Source organism: Paraburkholderia sp. C35, assembly GCF_003121405.1.
In the GTDB taxonomy this organism is placed as follows: domain Bacteria; phylum Pseudomonadota; class Gammaproteobacteria; order Burkholderiales; family Burkholderiaceae; genus Paraburkholderia.
Map to the genome: position 1 here is coordinate 1 of NZ_QBUY01000138.1, position 18,695 is coordinate 18,695.

An 18,695-nucleotide genomic window follows, 5' to 3' on the forward strand; every position below is an offset into this window, starting at 1 on the left:
CCCCATCCCCACCCCCGGAGAATGGCCCGACGACATCCGCGCACGGATCCTCGAAGTGCAATCAAAAGCAGGCTTCGTCCCCAACGTCTTCCTGACACTAGCGCATCGCCCCGACGAATTCCGCGCCTTCTTCGCCTATCACGATGCCTTGATGCTAAAAGAAGGTGGCCTGACAAAAGGCGAACGGGAAATGATCGTCGTGGCAACCAGCGCAGTAAACAACTGCCTCTACTGCGTAGTCGCCCACGGCGCCATTCTCAGAATCTACGAAAAAGGCCCTTTACTGGCCGATCAGATTGCCGTCAATCACAACAAGGCCGACATCACGCCCCGACAAAAAACCATGCTGGATTTCGCGCTGAAGGTCTGCCGCGACTCGGCAAGCGTCGATGACACCGACTTCGAAACGCTTCATGCCCACGGCTTCAATGATGCCGACATCTGGGACATCACCGCCATCACAGCATTCTTCGGCCTGTCGAATCGCATGGCGAATGTGATCTCGATGCGCCCCAACGACGAGTTCTACCTGATGGGCCGCATACCGCGCGAAAAGAGCGAATAAGGGAGCGCAGGCGCTATTGCTCCATCGCCCGTGAACGCGGCGCCAGCGGCGACGACATCAACGCTTCCAGCGACATCGGCCGCGCCAGATGATAGCCCTGCCCGTGCGCCGCGCCGATCGTGCGCAGCAGTTCGAGCGTCGCCTGATCCTCGATGCCTTCAGCGACCACCGTCAACTCCAGCGATTCCGCCATCCGTACGATTGCGCGCACGATCGCGCGGCTGCGCGCGCTTTGCGTCAACTCGAGTACGAACGACTTGTCGATCTTCAACCCGCTGAAGCGATACTGGTGCACATAACTCAACGAAGAAAAGCCCGTGCCGAAGTCGTCGAGCACCACGCACATGCCGTTGTCCGCGAGACTTTGCATCGTGTTGCGCGCAAGATCCGGCTCGGCGACGAGCGCACCCTCCGTCAGTTCCAGCGAAATGCGCGAAGGATGCACGCCGTAGCGCTTCAGCAGTTCGAGCAGTTCGTCCGCGAATTCGGGGCGCGTAATGCTGTAGCTCGACAGGTTCACCTGCACGGGCGGCCACTCGACATGCTCCGGCTGCGCGAGTATCTCCGCCACACGCGTGAGCATGTACATGTCCAGACGCCCGATCATCTTCAGGCCTTCGACTGCCGGCAAGAAACGTCCCGGCGCCCACACTTCGCCATTCGGCTGCCGCCAGCGAATCAATGCCTCCAGCGCGACGAGCCGGCCACTGTCGATATCGACGATAGGCTGAAAATACGGCAACAGTTCGTCGTTGCGCTTGAGCGCATTGCGCAGCGCGCCTTCCGTTTCGATCTGATCCGATAGCTCGCGGCGCATCTGATGGTTGAACACCGCAAAGCTGTCGCGGCCACGGTTCTTCACGCGATACATCGCGGCATCGGCATCGCGCAGCAGATCGGCAGGCTTCAGATGATGCGCACTGTCGGCACTCACCACGCCGACGCTGCACGAGGTGAATACCGTCTGCTCGCCAATGTTGAATGGCGTATCGAACGCCGCCAGAATGCTCTCGGCAAGCGACAGCACCGTCTGCAGGTTTGCGTTCGGCACGACCACGGCGAATTCGTCGCCGCCCAGCCGCGCGAGCACATCGTCACGTCGCAGGCATTCGCGCAAACGTCTCGCCACTTCGACCAGCAAGGCATCGCCGAACAGATGGCCCAGGCTGTCGTTGACGACCTTGAATCGGTCGAGGTCGATGAAGAGCACCGACAACGGCTCGCCCCGTTTGCTATAGCCAAGCCACGCCGCTTCGAGCCGCTCATACAGATGCGAGCGGTTCGGCAGGCCCGTCAACGCATCGTGATAGTTCTCGTGCAACAGCCGCGCGTTAGCCGCATCGAGTTCCTGCGTGCGCGCGAGCACGCGCGCTTCGAGTTCGAGATTTGCGGCATGCTGCGCTTCCGCGAGACGTCGCCGTGACAGCGCCGTATCGATATGGCGCGACACGAAGGTCAGCAACTCCTGATCGCGCCCGTCATAGCGCACACTCGACGAATAGCTCTGCACCACGAGCACGCCGCGCACCACGCTGCCGTCGAACAGCGGCACGCCCAGCCACGAGCGCAAACGGATGTTCTCGCTGTCCAGCTTGATCTCGCCCTGTTCGACGAGACGCACGGCGTCGCTGGTGTCGAGCAGGCAGGGCACGCGCTCGCGGATCACGTACTCTGTCAACCCGCGTTCGCCGCGGCGTGGCGCGGGAATCTGATGCTGCGTTTCATCGATGTAATACGGAAACGACACTTCTTCCGACGCCGGATCGAACAGCGCGACATAGAAGTTCTTCGCATACAACAATCCACCGACGATCGCATGCAGGCTGCGAAAGAACTTGCCGATATCGACCGATTGACTCGACAGCTCGGCGATTTCGAACAACGCCGCCTGCAAATGCTGTGCACGCTCGCGCTCGGCAATTTCCGCGCGCAACGTATCGTTCAGATGCGACAGCTCGGCGGTGCGGCGCGCGACTTCGGCTTCGAGGCCCACGCGGTGCAGAATGCGGTCGAGCGCCATCGCCACGTGCCGCGCGACCACCAGAAACAGCGCGCGGTCCTCGGCACTGTAGATGCGCGACGCATCGTAGACCTGCATCGTCACCATGCCGAAGACTTCATCGGACGCATTCTTCAGCGGTGCGCCCATCCAGAACTTCGGTCTATGCCCGACGCAATGAAAGCGCCCCGTAGCGGTCGCTTCGATAATGCCTTTTTCGTCGACCAGCAGCGGCTGGCCCGTGGTCAGCACATACCCCGTCAGCGACAGCCGCTCGGGATCGACCGTGTCCATGTGATTCGTATCGACGGCTTCCGTGTCGATCAGGTCGATGTAATACGGATACGTGACCGCGCCCGTTTCGCGGTCATACAGTGCGAGATAGAAATTCTCCGCGTCGATCAGCGTGCCGAGCCGCTCGTGAATGGCCTGCAGGAACTCGCCGCGCTCGCTGATCGAGCTGGCCAGATATGCGATGTCGTACAGCACGCGCTGCACGTTTTGCGCGCGCACCAGCGCATCCGTCTGCATCTGTTCGCCGATCGCGCGGGCGAGCGCCGCAAAGGCGGGGTCCCATGCGCGCGATGCAGGCGCGAGCAGCCAGCCGAGCGACAGGTCGCTGCGGCCCGTAGGCCACGCACACCAGCCGCGCTCGGCGCACGCATCGTGCAGCATGGCGGGGACGATTGTGCGCGGCCAGTCGAACTGCGTGGTGCCTTCGCGCACCAGTTCGAGATGCTGGCCCGCGCGATACCACGCCCACGGCACGCCGCGTGTTTCCACCGCGCGCGCCGCTTCGTCGATCGATCGCGTTCCCGTCCCGTTTGCCGACAAATCGGCATTCCACATAAATCTGCCCCTGCGCCGCCGCGTAATTGTGTTCCGCCCAGTACGTCGACGGGAGCCGACGCATCAGCGCTCACTCCCTTCTCCTGCACAACCAGTTATATCGACGTAAGCCATAGCAAACTTAATGTATCTGGCCCGCAAATAAAATCCCCGGCTGCAAGCAAACGTTTGCTTTAACAATTTGCGCATTCGGTTTTGCCCTGATTGCTGCGGAACGGCATTTGCTGTTCATCTACTGTCCGCGCCGTTCGCGCGCTCGCGTCTTACGCTTCGCTTGCGCGGCGCATCAGCATCAGTTCGAGGAGCAGACATGCAAGCACATACGAAGGGCCCGGTGCACGCGGATATCTTCCGGCTCGGCCCGCGCGACTGGGTGCCGAACAATGCGCATCTTCCCGTCATTCTGTATCGCGACGTGCTGGAAGGCGGTGCCGGAGGGCTCGCCGATGCATTCGAAGCGATGTTTCAGCGCAACGGCTGGCCGCCGAAATGGCGCAACGGCATCTTCGATTATCACCACTTCCATTCGTCGGCGCATGAGGTGCTGGGCATCGCCGCGGGTGCCGCAGACGTGATCGTGGGTGGTCCGGGCGGCCGTGCCGTCCATCTGGAAGCGGGCGACGTGCTGCTGTTGCCGGCAGGCACGGGACACTGCCTCGAGTCGTCGAGCGGGCCGCTGGAGGTGATCGGCGCGTATCCGCCGGGACAGCAGTGGGATATCCGGCGCGACGCGCTGACGGAGAAAGAACGCACCGCGATGGAGGCGCTGCCGTTTCCGCACAGCGACCCTGTATGCGGCGCGCAAGGGCCGTTGCTGGAGAGTTGGGTGGTACCGGCCTGAGCGCAGCGTCAGTGCTGCAACCCCCAGCGTCGCACCGTAACGCGCTCCAGCGTGTCGAACACGAGATGCTCGACCAGCAGGCCAATCGCGATCACGGCAGCCAGACCCGCGAAAACTCTGTCCGTGTACAACTCGTTGCGGTTCTGGAAGATGTACCAGCCCAGTCCGCCGTTGCCGCTGCTCGCGCCGAACACCAGTTCGGCGGCGATCAGCGTGCGCCATGCGAAGGCCCAGCCCACCCGCAGGCCCGCAAGAATGGACGGCAGCGCGGCAGGCACGAGAATCAGCACGACGTGGCGCAACCCCGTTAGCCCGTAGTTGCGCCCTGCCATCCTCAAGGTCGCAGGCACGGCGCGAAATCCCGAGTACGTATTGAGCGCGAGTGGCCACAGCACGGCATGCACGAGCACGAACAGCAGGCTGCCCGTACCCAGCCCGAACCAGAGCAGCGCCAGCGGCAACAGGGCGATGGAAGGCAGTGGATTGAACATCGCCGTGAGCATCGACAGCAGATCGCGGCCAATGCGCGTCGATACCGCGAGCGAGGTCAGCACGAACGCGAGCGCGACGCCGATCAGATAGCCGCGCAACAGCACCGACATCGAAACGGCGGTTTTCTGCAGCAGTTCGCCCGAAGCAATGCCCTGCACGAATGCCGTGAAGGTCGCGCCGAAAGTGGGCAGCAACAGGTCGTTGTCGATTGCACGCGCGGCGATTTCCCATACCGCGATCAGCACGATGGCGATGATCGTCTTGCTCAGCCATGATTGATTCGCAAGACGCCGCGCGAGCGGCAGCGGCGCTTCGACGGCGAAATCGCCCACTGGTTCGAGCGGCCGCTCGTATTCGGCGCGCACGGGCGGCAACAGGTTGGAAGGCGTGCTCATTGTTTCGACTCCGCCTCTTCGAACAGCAGGCGATGAATCTGCGCGACACGATGCTGGAAATCGCTGCGGCCAAAGCTGTCCTGTGTGTACTGATGGCTGTTGAGTTCCGCGCGCACTCGGCCCGGATGCGGCGACAGCAACAGAATGCGGTTGCCGACGATCAGCGCTTCTTCAATCGAATGCGTGACGAACAGCAGCGTGAAGCGAACCTCCTCCCACAAGCGCAACAACTCTTCCTGCATCTTGCGGCGCGTGAGGGCGTCGAGCGCGGCGAACGGTTCGTCCATCAGCAGCACGCGCGGCTGCATCGCGAGCGCCCTTGCAATCGCCACACGCTGCTTCATGCCGCCCGACAAGGTATGCGGATAGGCATCGGCGAACTGCGCCAGACCAACCTTGTCGAGATAGTGCTGCGCGCGTTCTTTTGCTTCGGCGCGGCTCAGCTTTTTCGCGGCGCGCAACGGAAAGGCAATGTTCTCCAGCACGGTTTACCACGGCGGCAACTGGTCGAATTCCTGAAACACGACGATCCGATCCGCGCCCGGCGCGCGCACGACTTCACCGTCGAGCGTGATCGTGCCCGAAGCCGGTTTGATGAAACCGCCCACTGCCTTGAGCAAGGTCGATTTGCCGCAACCCGACGGACCGAGCAGCACAAAACGGTCGCCGCCATAGACATCGAAGCTGACGTCATGTGTGGCGCGCACCACGCGCTCGCGGGTACGGTATTCGAGGCTCACGTTATCGACGGCAAGCAGGCGTTGTGAATGCGCCGGCTCGCTAGTCTGCGTCGCGGCAGTTTCAGGAAAAAGGATAGAAGGATTCGCGACCATTAGCGCGCTCCTTTGATTCTGGCTGTGTGCGGGATGACGTTCACGATGACGACGCGGCTTAAGCAAAACGACAACATAAGATGCGCGTCGTCAAAGCCCAACCAATGAATGTGCATATTCAATGCGCTGTGATGCATAAGCGCCGCAAATCGCGTTATGACCGCGGAAATGTCTTATCCGGCATCGGTTATCAAATGACTTCTCAGAAGCAGAAAACCCGCTTTTTTAGCGGGTTTTCGTGCGGTTCCCGGCCGTGTCAATCAGCTTCCGGTGGCTGTTGCCGGATCGTCGAAGAAGTAGTCTTTCCACGATTTCGGCTCGTTGCGAATCACGCCGACGCGATACATGAACTGCGCCAGCGCCAACGTATTTTGCGGCGCGACCTTGAATTGCACCTGCGGATTGCGGATCACCGCTAGCAACAGCTTGCGATCCGTTTTCGACTGATTCACCCGGATATAGATATCGGCAGCCGCTTCGGGATTCGCCGTAATGTACTGCGCCGCGTCGGCGAGTCCGTTGACGAAGGCGCGATAGGTCTTCGGATTCTCGTTGCGGAATTTCTCCGTCGCGTAGAGCACGGTGGCCGAACTCGGCCCGCCGAGCACATCGTATGAATTCAGCACGATATGCGCTTTCGGATTGCCTGCGAGTTCCTGCTCCTGAAACGGCGGATTGCCGAAATGCCCCGTGATTTCCGTGCCGCCCGCGATGATGGCCGCGGCTGCATCGGGATGCGGCACGGCCTGCGTGAGCTTGTCGAGACGGTTGTAGTCCTTGTCGCCCCACTGCTTCGCGGAGGCGAACTGCAGCACGCGCGACTGCACCGATACGCCGACGGCGGGCAACGCAATGCGATCCTTATCGGTGAAGTCGGCAATCGTCTTCACGTTCGGATTATTCGACACGAGGTAGTACGGCAGATTGCCGAGCGATGCGACGCCCTTCACGTTCTGCTTGCCGTGCGTGCGATCCCAGATGGTGAGCAGCGGACCAACACCAGCGCCCGCAATATCGACGGAGCCTGACAACAGCGCATCGTTCACGGCCGAGCCGCCCGACAGCTTCACCCAGTCCACCTTGATATCGAGTCCTTCCTTGCGCCCTTCTTTCTCGATGAACTGCTGATCGCGCGCGACGTTCAGCAACAGATAGACAATGCCGAACTGTTCGGCAACGCGGATATGACCTTCGGCACGTGCATCGAGCGACGCACCCAGACTGGCTGCACCGAGCGACACAGCCAGCACGGTCGAAACAAAACGGCGAGCGAACGACGGCCGCGCCGCGGCCGGGCGAAATGAAAACGACATCGGAACTCCGGGTATCGAAATGCGGAAATGAAACGCGCGCGCGGCCTAGAACGGTGCGTCGCCTTCGATCGTCGTGCGATACAGCTTGCGGCGCAGATGGTCGGGCGTGCCGGCGGCGAGATGCATCAGCGAGCGGTTGTCCCAGAACACGAGATCGTGTTCTGCCCACTGGTGGCGATAGATGTGTTCGTCACGCACGCTGTGCGCAAAGAGTGCTTCGAGCAATTCGCGGCTTTCGTCTTCGGGCAAGCCGACGATATGCGTCGTGAAGTGCTCGCTCACAAAGAGTGCCTTGCGGCCCGTTTCCGGGTGCGTACGCACGATGGGATGCACCACCGGCTTCACTTCGGCGATCTGTTGCGCCGACAGATTCGGCCGCCACGGGCTGCGCTTTTGCAATTCCGCATATTTTGCAAGGTACGTATGCTCTGCGCTGCGTCCTTCTACTTCTTTGCGTAAATGCTCGGGCAAGGTATCCCACGCGAGGTGCATGTTCGCGAACAGCGTATCGCCGCCTTCCGATGGCAATTCCTGCGCATGCAGCAACGAGCCGAGGCTGGGTTTCTCCTTGTACGAGAGGTCCGAATGCCAGAAGTGGCCGGCGTCGCCAAGTCCGATCGGTTGACCGTTCTCGCGGATATTCGACACGATCAGCACTTCCGGATGGTCTGCCAGCTGGAACTGATGCAGCACGTGTATCTGCAGTGGCCCGAAACGGCGGCTGAAGGCAATGTGCTGCTCGGGCGTGATCTGCTGATCGCGGAACACGAGTACGTGATGGTCGAGATGCGCGCGATGAATGCGGGCGAAATCGTCAGCGGAAAGCGGTTCGTTCAGATCGAGGCCGAGCACTTCGGCGCCAACAGGCGAATCGAACGGAACGATCTCGAGCGGCCGGCGCGCGGCGCCGGTTTGCACACGCGGTGCAGCGTACTGGGAAGACGAAACAGTGGTTGTCACGCTGAATGTTCTTTGCAGGTTGCCAGAATGCAATCAATCTACGGCTCGCCTGCGGGACGCGTCAACGAAGCAAATCCCATACTCATATCTGCTTTAACGATAAACGGCTGGCTCGCACGGAGATCGCACTTTTCTGTCCGGGTACGATCCAAACAAACTGCTGCACGGCTGCGCACGCAACTTGCTAAAACACGTGGCGCCGCGCCGCTGCGCGGCATCATCGCTCGCTAGCGCACAGACGTTCGCTGACGTCGATGACAAGTTCGGGCTAACATCGTGTACCGGCCATTGCCGGTTCGGGGTCTCGCGCCAGTACCATGACCAGGGATTTCATCCATTCGATTACCGTGCTGGCCGCCCTCGCATCGGGACTCTGCAGCGTCTCCGCGATGGCGCTCGAGCTCGACGAGAAGCTCGTCTGCAAGACCGACGCGCACACCTTCATTCAGCCGCTGCTCGACGATCAGTACATCGACCCCAACCCGATGCGCGTCGAAGCCAACTCCGTCAATGCGTTTCGCCCCAAACGCGGGCGTGATCTCACGGCATTTGGCTTTCACGTCTACGCGGTACTGGGCTATCAACGCGACGACGCAATATTCCGCCAGGGCAGCGGCAAGGCGGAATCCGATTCGATCTATGGCGTGGTCGTGTCCGGCCCGTCGGATTCCGTGCGCGTGCGAGTGCAACAGGCCGGCAGCGAAGCCGTCGTCAAACAGGTGCTGCCGTTCGTGCTGACAGCCATCGTGTGCGGCGCGGGCTAGGGGTGTTGTAAATCCCCAAATGGTGCACGCTGCCATCAAACAGAAATCCACCTCCAGCTAATCTCATTCCCGCAATTCATGCGTAGCGGGTTGATCGCGCGCCGCTTCACGGCGACCTTTCCGGCGATTGTTTCGATTTGATGACTCATTCCTGCGCTGCCACGCAAGAGACTGCTGCAGCAACACGGCATTAAATCGGATCCCGCGTTTTCCTATACTCGCCAGGCTGTTTTTTCACTCACTGTCTGGACTAGCTGGAGCTTAACCATGAAAAGAATTCCCGCCGCCGTCGCGGTGCTCGGCGCATTGGCCGCAACCGGCGCGCACGCACAAAGCTCGGTCACGCTGTACGGCATCATCGATGCAGGCCTGATGTACACCAACAACGTGCAAAAGAGCGGCGCAAGCGGTGCGCTGTTTCAGGCAACGAGCGGCACCATCAACGGCAGCCGCTTTGGTCTGCGTGGCGCGGAAGATCTGGGTGGCGGCTACAAGGCGATCTTCGTGCTCGAGAACGGTTTCAACGTGCAGAACGGCACGCTGGGCCAGCATAGCCGGCTGTTTGGACGCCAGGCGTATGTGGGTCTCGCCAGCGCCAACTACGGCCAGATCACGCTGGGTCGCCAGTACGACTCGCTGGTCGACTTCGTCGCGCCGCTGTCGGGCACGGCAGGCACGTTCGGCGACACGGGCTTCGCTCACCCGTTCGACAACGACAACCTGAACCACTCGGTACGGATGAGCAATGCCGTCAAGTACACGAGCAGCAACTATGCGGGCTTCAAGTTCGGCGCGTTGTACGCGTTCTCGAACAGCACCGACTTCGCGATGAACCGCGCTTACAGTGCGGGCGCGAGCTACCAGTGGGGTCCGTTGAACATCGCGGCCGGCTACTTGCAGATCAACGGCTCGAACAGCACGACGAATACGGGCGGCGCAATCGATACGGCTGAATCGGCTGCTAACGGCATCGGCGGCTTCCAGGTGGGCGCGGGCGTCGAGCGCGTGTTCGGCGGCGGTATCAACTATGCGTTCGGTCCTGCAGTGGTGGGTTTCGTGTACACGAACAGCCATTATCAGCAGACGTCTGCGTTTGGCATGACCAACGGCTCGATGCATTTCGACAACTACGAACTGAACGCCAAGTACGCGCTGACGCCGGCTGTGTCGCTCGGCATTACCGATACGTACACGAATGGCCATATCAGCGGCTCGCCGACGTTCGGCTCTGATCCGAAGTTCAATCAGGTCAACGCGCAGGCTATCTATGCGTTCTCGAAGCGCACGGACGTGTATGCCGAAGCGATGTATCAACACGCTATCGGGCAACACTATGTGGCGTTCATCAATACTTCCGGCGGCGCTTCGTCGACTGCTAATCAGGTGGTCGCCACCATTGGCATGCGGCATCGGTTCTAAGCCGGTTCCGGCCTGAACATTCCAGACTTTGCGTTTTTGAAGGCCACCGTGTCATTGCGGTGGCTTTTTTTCTTGCCGCTGGCATCTTTCTACGCCCCGTAAGGCAGCCTTCCACCCAAGGCCATTTTTCTGCGGGCAGGCACTTCGTAAACTTCTTCCAACCGGCGCCACTGCCGTCATCCACCCGTTGGGAGAACATCTTGAAGTCCATCGTAGTCGCCGCCATGCTGAGCGCGGCCATGCTCACCGCAGCACCTGCAATCACGCACGCACAGGAATCCGGCACGCGCGTCACACGCGCACAGGTTCGCCAGGAACTCGTCGATCTCGCATCGGTAGGCTATCGCGCCGGAGGCGGTGAAGACCCGACGTATCCAGCGAAGGTGCAAGACGCGATGCAGAAGCTTGCAGAGAAGCGCGCGGCTCAATCGGCGTATGGCGCGGGCGCAGCCGGTTCGTCGCAGTCCGGCGCGCCGGGTATCGCCGCGCAGTGATGTTGCGCGAGGCGCAGGCCGCGTGGTCACGCGGCCGTTCGCGCTAGCGCGTTGAATCTGCCAATGCCTGATCACCGCGCAGTCTCTCGCGCGAGCGTCGTTATCTTCATACGAACGAACGACCGTATTGCAGCAATTTTTCTTCGCACGATCGCATTTCGCAACCACACCGAAATTCGCGCCTTTCTGCACGCAAACTCGTACTTCATCACGCTTCTGCGTCGAGTCAAACGATGTCGACGCCTTCCGCATTGACTCCAAAACAACGATTAGACCGCGAACTCAGACCCGCTTTGTGCATCGCACCATGATTTTGACTATAGTGGTGGGTGGACATGTCTTTCGCGTTCGCGAAAGCGCTGATTATTGACGGATAGTCCGCTTCGAAGCGGACACCAGACCGCGGCAGCTCATCACGCGCGGTCGCTCAGGCGAGGAGAAGTCACGATGTTCGATGCCGAAATCGCCGCAAAACTGCTGAACCGCTGGACTCTCAGGCCGCCTGCTACGCAGTGCGACAGCTATCTGGATCTTCTACGCGAAGGGAATCTCAACTTCACGCGCCAACTGGGCCGCGTGACACCAGGCGACGTCGCGTCAGACAGCCTGTTCGATCTCGAATCGCTCGTCTTTGTCGACGGTTCGCGTGCACTGCGCCTGAAAACGCCGGGCGCGACACCCGACTGGACCCAATGGGCCGCATTCGAACCGCCCGCGCGTCACAAGGCCAACGCGGCCGCGCCCTTTTCCGACGAGTCCTGCTCGCTCGAAGCGCCGGAACGCTGAATCGCGCTCTGAGCCGCGTGGTCACTGCGGTGGTTTGATCCGTTCGATCAGCGCCATCGCAGCAGCAGGGTTGTGCGCCTTGTGCCCGCTGATCACGAACAGGAACACGTCGCGCTCCTTTTTTGGCGCGGCGCGTCCGTATGTGTCGAGATCGTCGGGCACATCGCCCGAAGCCCATGTCTGCGCGCGCTCGATCCATGTGTCGAGCGCCTTCTTTGCGTAACCGCGCGCATGCGTTTCCTCTGTGCCCATGATGCGCGCATAGACCAACGGCGCGGTCGGATCGGCAATCTGCGGATACTTCGAATCCCCCGCCACGACAATGGCAACCCCATGCTTGCGCGCGAGCGCAACGAACGCTTCGTTGCAGAAGCTCTCGTGGCGCACTTCCACTGCATGACGCAACGCGTGCCCGTCGACCTTCGCGGGCAGCAGTTCGAGGAAACCGCCGAAATCGTCGGCATCGAACTGTCTGGTGGGCGGGAATTGCCAGTTGATCGGGCCGAGCTTGTTTTTCAGTTCGAGTACACCGCTCGACACGAAGCGATCCACGGAATCGCGCGCTTCTGCGAGTACTCGCCGATGCGTGGCAAAGCGAGGTGCCTTGAGTGCGAAGACGAAATCGTCGGGCGTTTCATCGTGCCACTTCGCAAAGGTCGCGGGCTTTTGCGAACCATAGAAGGTGCCGTTGATTTCGATGGCGGTGAGTTGCCGGCTCGCGTATTCGAGTTCGCGTTTCTGCGCGAGTCCTTTTGGATAGAACACGCCGCGCCACGGCTCGAAAGTCCAGCCGCCAATGCCGACACGAATGCGCGGTGACTTCGCCGTCTTTTTTCGAGTAGTCATGGTTCACGCCTTGGCGCATGCCGCGAGAGCAATGATGCAAAGAATAAACGATGCAGGCCGCCATTTCCGCAACGGCACATCGTCGCATCACGCCAATCGGAGGCGGAGAACGCAAGGCGCTGGCGGCAAAGGAACGCTCGCCCCTTTGCCGCGCCGCATGAAAGTCGGGACGATCAGAACACCGCGCGCACGACGCCGCCGTCCGCGCGCAAAGCCGCACCATTGGGCGCCGACGACAGTTCCGAGCATACATAGACGACCATGTTCGCGATTTCTTCGGGTGTCGTGAAACGCTTGAGGATCGAACTGGGCCGTGCCTGTTCGAAGAACTGCTTTTCAAACGATTCGAAACTCTGTCCGCCCGAGAGCTTTTCGACGAACTCTTCGACGCCATCCGAACTGGTCGGCCCCGGCAACACCGAATTGACGGTGACAGCCGTGCCTGTGCATGTTTCCGCCAGACCGCGCGCCAGCGCGAGTTGGGCCGTCTTGGTCAGACCGTAGTGAATCATCTCGGTTGGAATCTGGATGCCGCTCTCGCTGCTGATGAATACCACGCGGCCCCAGTTCTTCTGCTTCATGCCGGGCAAATAGGCTCGCGACAACTGCACACCCGACATCACGTTCACATTGAAGAAACGCAGCCATTCTTCATTGCTGATCTCTTCGAACGGCTTCGGATCGAAGATGCCCATGTTGTTGACGAGAATATCGACCTGCGCAAAGCGCTCGACCAGCTTCGCCACTTGCGCCGGGTCGGATACGTCGCCGGCGAAGCCTTGCACGTTTGCATCAGGCACCTGCGCACGCAAGGTCGCGATGGCCTGATCGACCGATTGCTGCGAGCGGCCATTGACGATCACGTTGACGCCTTCGCGAGCGAGTCCCACCGCGATTGCATGACCGATGCCTTTGGTCGAGCCAGTCACGAGCGCAAGTTTGTTTCTGATCTTGAGATCCATCGGGTTTCCTTTCAAGGCGTGCGATAACAGAATCGCGAGGCGTGATGCGCAGCGCACCGTCGCCACGCATTGCGAACTTTCATGCGCGAGTGTAGAACCGGGGAAAAAATATTGCAGTCGGCAGGTCGCGTTCGCTACACAAGCGCGATCACGCTTGCAGTCTCTGCAAAGTCAGCGTGCTGCCCTGCCGCAAGCAGAATTTTGCAAACGGTACTAGCATCCCGTTGTCATTTGCCGGACACGCCAGAACCTATCCATGCAAAACGCGTAGTCACAGCGGCTTTGACCAGATAACGAGTTATCCACGCATCGAGGATACGAAGAGGCATCTATGAAAAAAACACGCACCCAGCTCGCCGCGCTGCTCGCCCTTGCCTGCCCTGCTGCATTCGCACAAAACAGCGTCACACTGTATGGCCGCATCGACGGTGGCATCCAGTACCTGAATCACATCGCCACGCCTGAAGGCGGCAACACCTCCAGCTGGACCGCCGAAGGCGGCGACTGGGGCACCAGCATGCTCGGCTTCAAGGGAGCGGAAGATCTTGGCGGTGGGATGTCGGCGGTATTCGATCTGGAAACCGCCTTGCAGATCATGAACGGCACCACAGGCGGTGGCCGGCTTTTCTCGCGCCGCGCCTACGCCGGACTCAATGACAAACGCTTCGGCCAGATCCAGGCGGGCCGCAATCTGTTCATTGATAGTGACGGCGTGTGGGAATTCGATCCGTTCGTGCAGCAGGCTTTCTCATCAGCGTCACTGGTACGCGGGCGCAACTGGCAACAGACGAGCAATAACATCGAATACCACAGCCCTGTGTTTTATGGCTTCGATGTGCAGGGGCAATATGCGCTGGGCAACCAGGCCGACGGATTCAATCGGGGCGCACAAGGCGAATTCGGCCGCTCCGACGGCATCATGCTCAGCTACCATTCGACGCTGTTCGACGTGCGCGGCATTTACGATGAACTGCGTGACGTGAATGGACGCATGAACAATATATTCACCAGTTCACGCGAGTACTTTCTCGGTGCGAATGTGCGCGTGTCGAAAGTGAAGATCCAGGGCGCCTATACACATCTCTCTGCGCCCGACACGCCCGCAGGTCTCGCCGATAGCGCGGACTACTACTGGCTCGGCGCAACCTGGGAAGCCACGCATCAATTCGCCATGACAGCGGCTGCCTTCTATGTGCATATCGGCGATGGCGCCGGCGACGCGTCGCACGATCCCGCCGGACACGCGACCATGTTCGTGCTCGGCTCAACCTACAACCTCAGCCAGCGCACCTTTCTTTATGGCACGGTTGCCTACATGCGCAACAGCAGCCACGCGAACTTCTCGCTGCTCGCCACTTCGCGAGACGCGACGGGCAGCGCCAACACGAACCCGTTGCCTGGCGAATCGCAAACGGGCGCGTATGTCGGCGTGATGCATGTGTTCTGACCACGCGCTGTACTAGCGGCCATTCATCTGAACAATGATCATTTGTATGCCACTACGGCATCGATTGCATGCCGTAGCCTAAATACCCGCCCGTGTCACCCAATTCGAGTAGTACTTCAATATGCGGCGCTTGACCACGCACGCTGCCGCCCTCACTTGCTTACTATTGACTTGCAGACAGATTCAACCTGAGACGGAAGCCAGAGATCACATCGCATCTCTCCAGGTCGATTTCGATCGCAGCACTCGCACTCCTGCCGCTGACGGCCATGCTTCCGGGCCACGTTCAGTTTCAAACCGGCAAAGAGAAAAGCACATCGCGCACGACGCAAGCAGCGTCACGCGCGCCACGCGAACGAGTGCTGCTGCAGCGATTTCAACCTTGACGGAGGTGTTATGAAAAGCCCCATCTATGAAGAGCGTCTTGAACTGCTGGGTTTGATTGCGCAAGAAACGCTCGGCATCGACGAACTCAACGAACATCCAGACTTGCTCGCTGCACTGGAAGCGGCCTATGACGCCGGACTATGGGTCGGCCATAGCGTCGGCCGCGGCGAGGAAGTCTGCCTCGGTTAAGGCGAAATCAACGCAGGCGCCGCGCGCTTCATCCGTGAGTCTTCAGTCACGGATGAAGCGGCACTCACGGACCTTAAGTGACCTTGCGTGACCTTGCGTGACCTTAGGCGGCCTTCGCGCTCGGCGCAGCGTGTTCCTGCCTTGCCGGCGGCGCAACATCTTTTTGCTGCGCGATCTGCTCGCGCAGTTTGATGAGCGCCAGCACGGTATCGATGGTCGGCGTTTCGTGTTTAACCAGTCGCCCCATCTCCTGCACGACCGTCAGCAGCGGATCGATTTCCATCGGACGCCCTGCTTCGAGATCCTGCAGCATCGAGGTCTTGTGCGCACCCACTGCACCCGCCCCATCGATACGCCGCTCGACATCCACACGGAAATGCACGCCGAAACGATCGGCGACCGACTTCGCTTCGAGCATCATGGTCTTCGCCACGGCACGCGTGCCGACGTGACTCGTGATGACATCGAGCGTCGCGTGCGTCAGCGCGCTAATCGGGTTGAAGCACAGATTGCCCCATAATTTCAGCCATATTTCATCGCGGATGTTGTCGCGAATGGGCGCTTCGAGTCCCGCCTTCGTCATGATCTCCGACAATGCCTCGACGCGCGGCGAACGCGTGCCGTCCGGCTCGCCAATCGGACACTTCTTGCCGTACACGTGCTTGATCACACCCGGCTCGACGATTTCCGCTGCGGGATACACGACGCAGCCAATTGCGCGCTCAGGTCCGAGCTTCTTCCACTGCGTGCCGCCAGGGTCGATGCTTTCGAGCGTCGAGTTCGCGAACTCGCCACCATGCTTGTAGAAGTACCAGTACGGAATGCCGTTGACTGCCGTGACGATCGCCGTCTGCGGTCCGAGCAGCGGCTGCATCGCATCGACGACACCCGGCACCGAATGCGCCTTCAGCGCGATGATCACGTAGTCCTGCGGCCCGAGCTCGCGCGGGTCCGATGAACAGCGTACGTTGACGAGGCGTTCCGTATCGTCGATCAACAGACGCACGCCGTTACGCTGCATCGCGGCCAGATGCGGGCCGCGTGCAACGAAACTGACGTCCGCGCCCGCGTGTGCGAGTTGCGCGCCGACATAGGCGCCGATCGCGCCGGCTCCATAAACACAGATCTTCATCTATCTGCTCCCATTCCAAGAAGTGATCAGTGAGATCGAGCCGGGCGTCCCGCGACGCAGCGCGCAACCGTCATCGCCGATTCATGGTCGACTCATGGCGACTCATCGGCGACGCATTGATGACTACGCGTCCGGCTCTCATTTGCACTCAGTGCGTGTTCTATCTGTGTGGTCGGTCAGTGTTCGTCAGTGCCTGTCAGACAGCCGGTTCGAGCTGCCGTGCAGCCGCTAGCTGGTTCGGCAGCGCACCGATACCGTCGATCGACACGATAACCGTCGAGCCGTCCTTGATCGAGCCGACGCCTACCGATGTCCCGCACGCGATCACGTCGCCGGGCATCAGGGTCATGTCGTGCGAGATCATGCTCACCTGTTCGGCGGGCGTGAAGATCATGTCGGAGAGCGGATAGTTCTGCCGCTCGACGTCGTTGAGACGCGTGACGACACTCGCATTGCGCCAGTCGAAGTTCTGCTCGATCACAGGTCCAATGCAACTGAACGTATCGAAGCCTTTCGAGCGGCACCATTGCGCGAAATTCGGATCTTCGTTCAGCAGATCGACGGCCGTGACATCGTTGATACAGGTGTAGCCGAAGATATAGCTATCGGCTTCTTCGGGCGACACGTTGCTGCAGCGCTTGCCGATCACGATGCCAAGCTCGCCTTCATAGGCGATCTTCCCGCTATAGCCTTTGGGACGGCGAATCGGCGCGCCGGGACCGATCACCGACATCGGCGGCTTGATCAGAAAGAGAGGATGCGACGGCGCTGCCTTGCCGAGCTTCTGCGACAGTGCATGAAAGTTGTTCCACAGCGCGACGACCTTGGTCGGCATGCATGGGCTGAGCAACTCGATATTGTCCTGTTGCCATTGCTTGCCGTTCGGCGATGCCTCGCCAAACATATCGCCGTCATACTCAGCGATGCTGCCGTTTTCGAGTACACCGAAACCGATATGACCGTGCGGCTGCCGAAAGCGTATCCACGATGTCATCGAACCTGTCTCCACGAATTTTTTATCGACCGACACGGTGAATACACTCGCGTCACGAAGTTGATGCTTCAGATAGCGCCGACTGTCCTCAGCGCTTCAACCTGTTCACGCGAGTAGCCGAGTTCGGCCATCACTTCATCCGTGTGTTCGCCGAGCAGCGGCGAGCGCGTGACGTCCGTCGGGCTGTCCGAGAGCTTGATCGGATTGCCCACCGTCAGATACTTGCCGCGCACCGGGTGATCGACCTCGACGATCGTGCCGGTTTTGCGCAGCGATTCGTCCTGCGCGATCTCCTGCATCGACAGGATCGGGCCGCACGGGATGTCGTACTTGTTGAGGATTTCCATTGCCTCGAACTTGGTCTTCGTCATCGTCCAGCGTTCGATCTCCGCGAAGATTTCCTTCAGGCGCGGCAGACGTGCGGTCGGCGTCGCGTACTCAGGATCCGTCGCCCACTCTTCCTTGCCGATCACGTTGCAGATCTTCATCCACACCGGTGCCTGCGTAATGAAGTAGATGTACGCGTTCGGATCGTGCTCCCAGCCCTTGCACTTCAGAATCCAGCCCGGCTGCCCGCCACCCGATGCGTTGCCCGCACGCGGCACCGCTTCACCGAACGTACCGTTCGGGTACTGCGGATATTCCTTCATCACGCCTGTGCGTTCGAGGCGCTGCTGGTCGCGCAGCTTCACGCGGCACAGGTTCAGCACGCCGTCCTGCATCGCCGCGAGTACTTTCTGGCCACGGCCCGTCATCGTGCGCTGATAGAGCGCGGTGACGATGCCCAGCGCCAGATGCAGGCCCGTGCCGCTATCGCCGATCTGGGCGCCTGTCACGACGGGCGGGCCGTCATCGAAACCGGTCGTCGATGCCGCGCCACCCACGCACTGCGCGACGTTCTCGTACACCTTGCAGTCTTCATAAGGACCGGGACCGAAGCCCTTTACGGAAGCCACGATCATCTTCGGGTTCAGTTCCTGGATGCGTTCCCACGTAAAACCCATGCGATCGAGTGCGCCGGGCGCGAA

General features: G+C 60.5%; 17 protein-coding genes and 1 pseudogene. 8 read left to right on the forward strand and 10 right to left on the reverse strand.

Going from position 1 to position 18,695, the window contains the following annotated elements; translation table 11 throughout:
• The coding region (locus tag DK391_RS40085; RefSeq protein ID WP_109483542.1) for a peroxidase-related enzyme at window positions 1–565 on the forward strand (565 nt) is incomplete at its 5' end.
• A gap of 13 nt (window positions 566–578) precedes the next feature.
• Here the strand turns inward: DK391_RS40085 and DK391_RS40090 are convergent.
• Window positions 579–3,413 (reverse strand): EAL domain-containing protein, encoded by a 2,835-nt coding sequence (locus tag DK391_RS40090; protein WP_109483543.1) that lies wholly within the window; start codon window positions 3,411–3,413, stop codon window positions 579–581.
• 310 nt (window positions 3,414–3,723) lie between these two features.
• On the opposite strand from DK391_RS40090, the gene DK391_RS40095 reads away from it, so the two are divergent.
• Window positions 3,724–4,254 (forward strand): cupin domain-containing protein, encoded by a 531-nt coding sequence (locus tag DK391_RS40095; RefSeq protein WP_109483544.1) that lies wholly within the window; start codon window positions 3,724–3,726, stop codon window positions 4,252–4,254.
• Window positions 4,255–4,262: 8 nt separating this feature from the next.
• Here the strand turns inward: DK391_RS40095 and DK391_RS40100 are convergent, their stop codons facing one another.
• The 4 genes and pseudogenes from DK391_RS40100 to DK391_RS40115 all read right to left on the reverse strand — a co-directional run bounded on the left by DK391_RS40100 (window position 4,263) and on the right by DK391_RS40115 (window position 8,205).
• Complete coding sequence (locus DK391_RS40100; RefSeq protein ID WP_109483545.1) at window positions 4,263–5,141, reverse strand: ABC transporter permease; 879 nt, start codon at window positions 5,139–5,141, stop codon at window positions 4,263–4,265.
• Window positions 5,138–5,974: pseudogene (locus DK391_RS40105) on the reverse strand (ABC transporter ATP-binding protein). The gene DK391_RS40100 and the pseudogene DK391_RS40105 overlap by 4 nt, the downstream one beginning before the upstream one ends.
• 260 nt (window positions 5,975–6,234) lie before the next feature.
• A complete protein-coding gene (locus DK391_RS40110; protein WP_109483546.1) occupies window positions 6,235–7,287 on the reverse strand; it encodes an ABC transporter substrate-binding protein in 1,053 nt (350 codons plus the stop codon).
• Between the two features lie 45 nt (window positions 7,288–7,332).
• Entirely contained in the window at window positions 7,333–8,205 is an 873-nt protein-coding gene (locus DK391_RS40115) for a TauD/TfdA family dioxygenase (protein ID WP_109483547.1), read from the reverse strand.
• A gap of 359 nt (window positions 8,206–8,564) precedes the next feature.
• Between DK391_RS40115 and DK391_RS40120 the strand changes: the two genes are divergently transcribed.
• The 4 genes from DK391_RS40120 (at window position 8,565) to DK391_RS40135 (ending at window position 11,710) form a co-directional block, all read left to right on the forward strand.
• Window positions 8,565–9,011 (forward strand): hypothetical protein, encoded by a 447-nt coding sequence (locus DK391_RS40120; protein WP_109483548.1) that lies wholly within the window; start codon window positions 8,565–8,567, stop codon window positions 9,009–9,011.
• Window positions 9,012–9,278: 267 nt separating this feature from the next.
• On the forward strand, window positions 9,279–10,430 hold the full coding sequence (locus tag DK391_RS40125; protein WP_109483549.1) for a porin: 1,152 nt from the start codon (window positions 9,279–9,281) through the stop codon (window positions 10,428–10,430).
• Window positions 10,431–10,630: 200 nt separating this feature from the next.
• Window positions 10,631–10,924, forward strand: coding sequence for a DUF4148 domain-containing protein (locus DK391_RS40130; protein ID WP_109483550.1), 294 nt, complete (start codon window positions 10,631–10,633; stop codon window positions 10,922–10,924).
• A 447-nt stretch (window positions 10,925–11,371) separates the two neighbouring features.
• Complete coding sequence (locus tag DK391_RS40135; RefSeq protein WP_109483551.1) at window positions 11,372–11,710, forward strand: hypothetical protein; 339 nt, start codon at window positions 11,372–11,374, stop codon at window positions 11,708–11,710.
• 21 nt (window positions 11,711–11,731) lie between these two features.
• On the opposite strand, the gene DK391_RS40140 is transcribed toward DK391_RS40135, so the two are convergent.
• Window positions 11,732–12,556, reverse strand: coding sequence for a DUF72 domain-containing protein (locus DK391_RS40140; RefSeq protein WP_109483552.1), 825 nt, complete (start codon window positions 12,554–12,556; stop codon window positions 11,732–11,734).
• A 173-nt stretch (window positions 12,557–12,729) separates the two neighbouring features.
• A complete protein-coding gene (locus DK391_RS40145) occupies window positions 12,730–13,518 on the reverse strand; it encodes an SDR family NAD(P)-dependent oxidoreductase (RefSeq protein WP_109483553.1) in 789 nt (262 codons plus the stop codon).
• Between the two features lie 331 nt (window positions 13,519–13,849).
• Here DK391_RS40145 and DK391_RS40150 point away from each other — a divergent pair, with 331 nt between their 5' ends.
• Both DK391_RS40150 and DK391_RS40155 read left to right on the forward strand, forming a co-directional pair.
• Window positions 13,850–14,965 carry a porin gene (locus tag DK391_RS40150; RefSeq protein WP_109483554.1) on the forward strand — a complete coding sequence of 372 codons (1,116 nt, stop codon included), beginning with the start codon at window positions 13,850–13,852 and terminating at the stop codon, window positions 14,963–14,965.
• A gap of 396 nt (window positions 14,966–15,361) precedes the next feature.
• Window positions 15,362–15,541, forward strand: coding sequence for a hypothetical protein (locus DK391_RS40155; RefSeq protein ID WP_109483555.1), 180 nt, complete (start codon window positions 15,362–15,364; stop codon window positions 15,539–15,541).
• Between the two features lie 103 nt (window positions 15,542–15,644).
• Here the strand turns inward: DK391_RS40155 and DK391_RS40160 are convergent, their stop codons facing one another.
• The 3 genes from DK391_RS40160 to frc form a co-directional block, all read right to left on the reverse strand.
• Window positions 15,645–16,673, reverse strand: coding sequence for a 2-dehydropantoate 2-reductase (locus tag DK391_RS40160; protein ID WP_109483556.1), 1,029 nt, complete (start codon window positions 16,671–16,673; stop codon window positions 15,645–15,647).
• A 196-nt stretch (window positions 16,674–16,869) separates the two neighbouring features.
• Complete coding sequence (locus DK391_RS40165) at window positions 16,870–17,667, reverse strand: fumarylacetoacetate hydrolase family protein (protein WP_109483557.1); 798 nt, start codon at window positions 17,665–17,667, stop codon at window positions 16,870–16,872.
• A gap of 68 nt (window positions 17,668–17,735) precedes the next feature.
• The coding region (gene frc / locus DK391_RS40170; protein WP_109483558.1) for a formyl-CoA transferase at window positions 17,736–18,695 on the reverse strand (960 nt) is incomplete at its 5' end.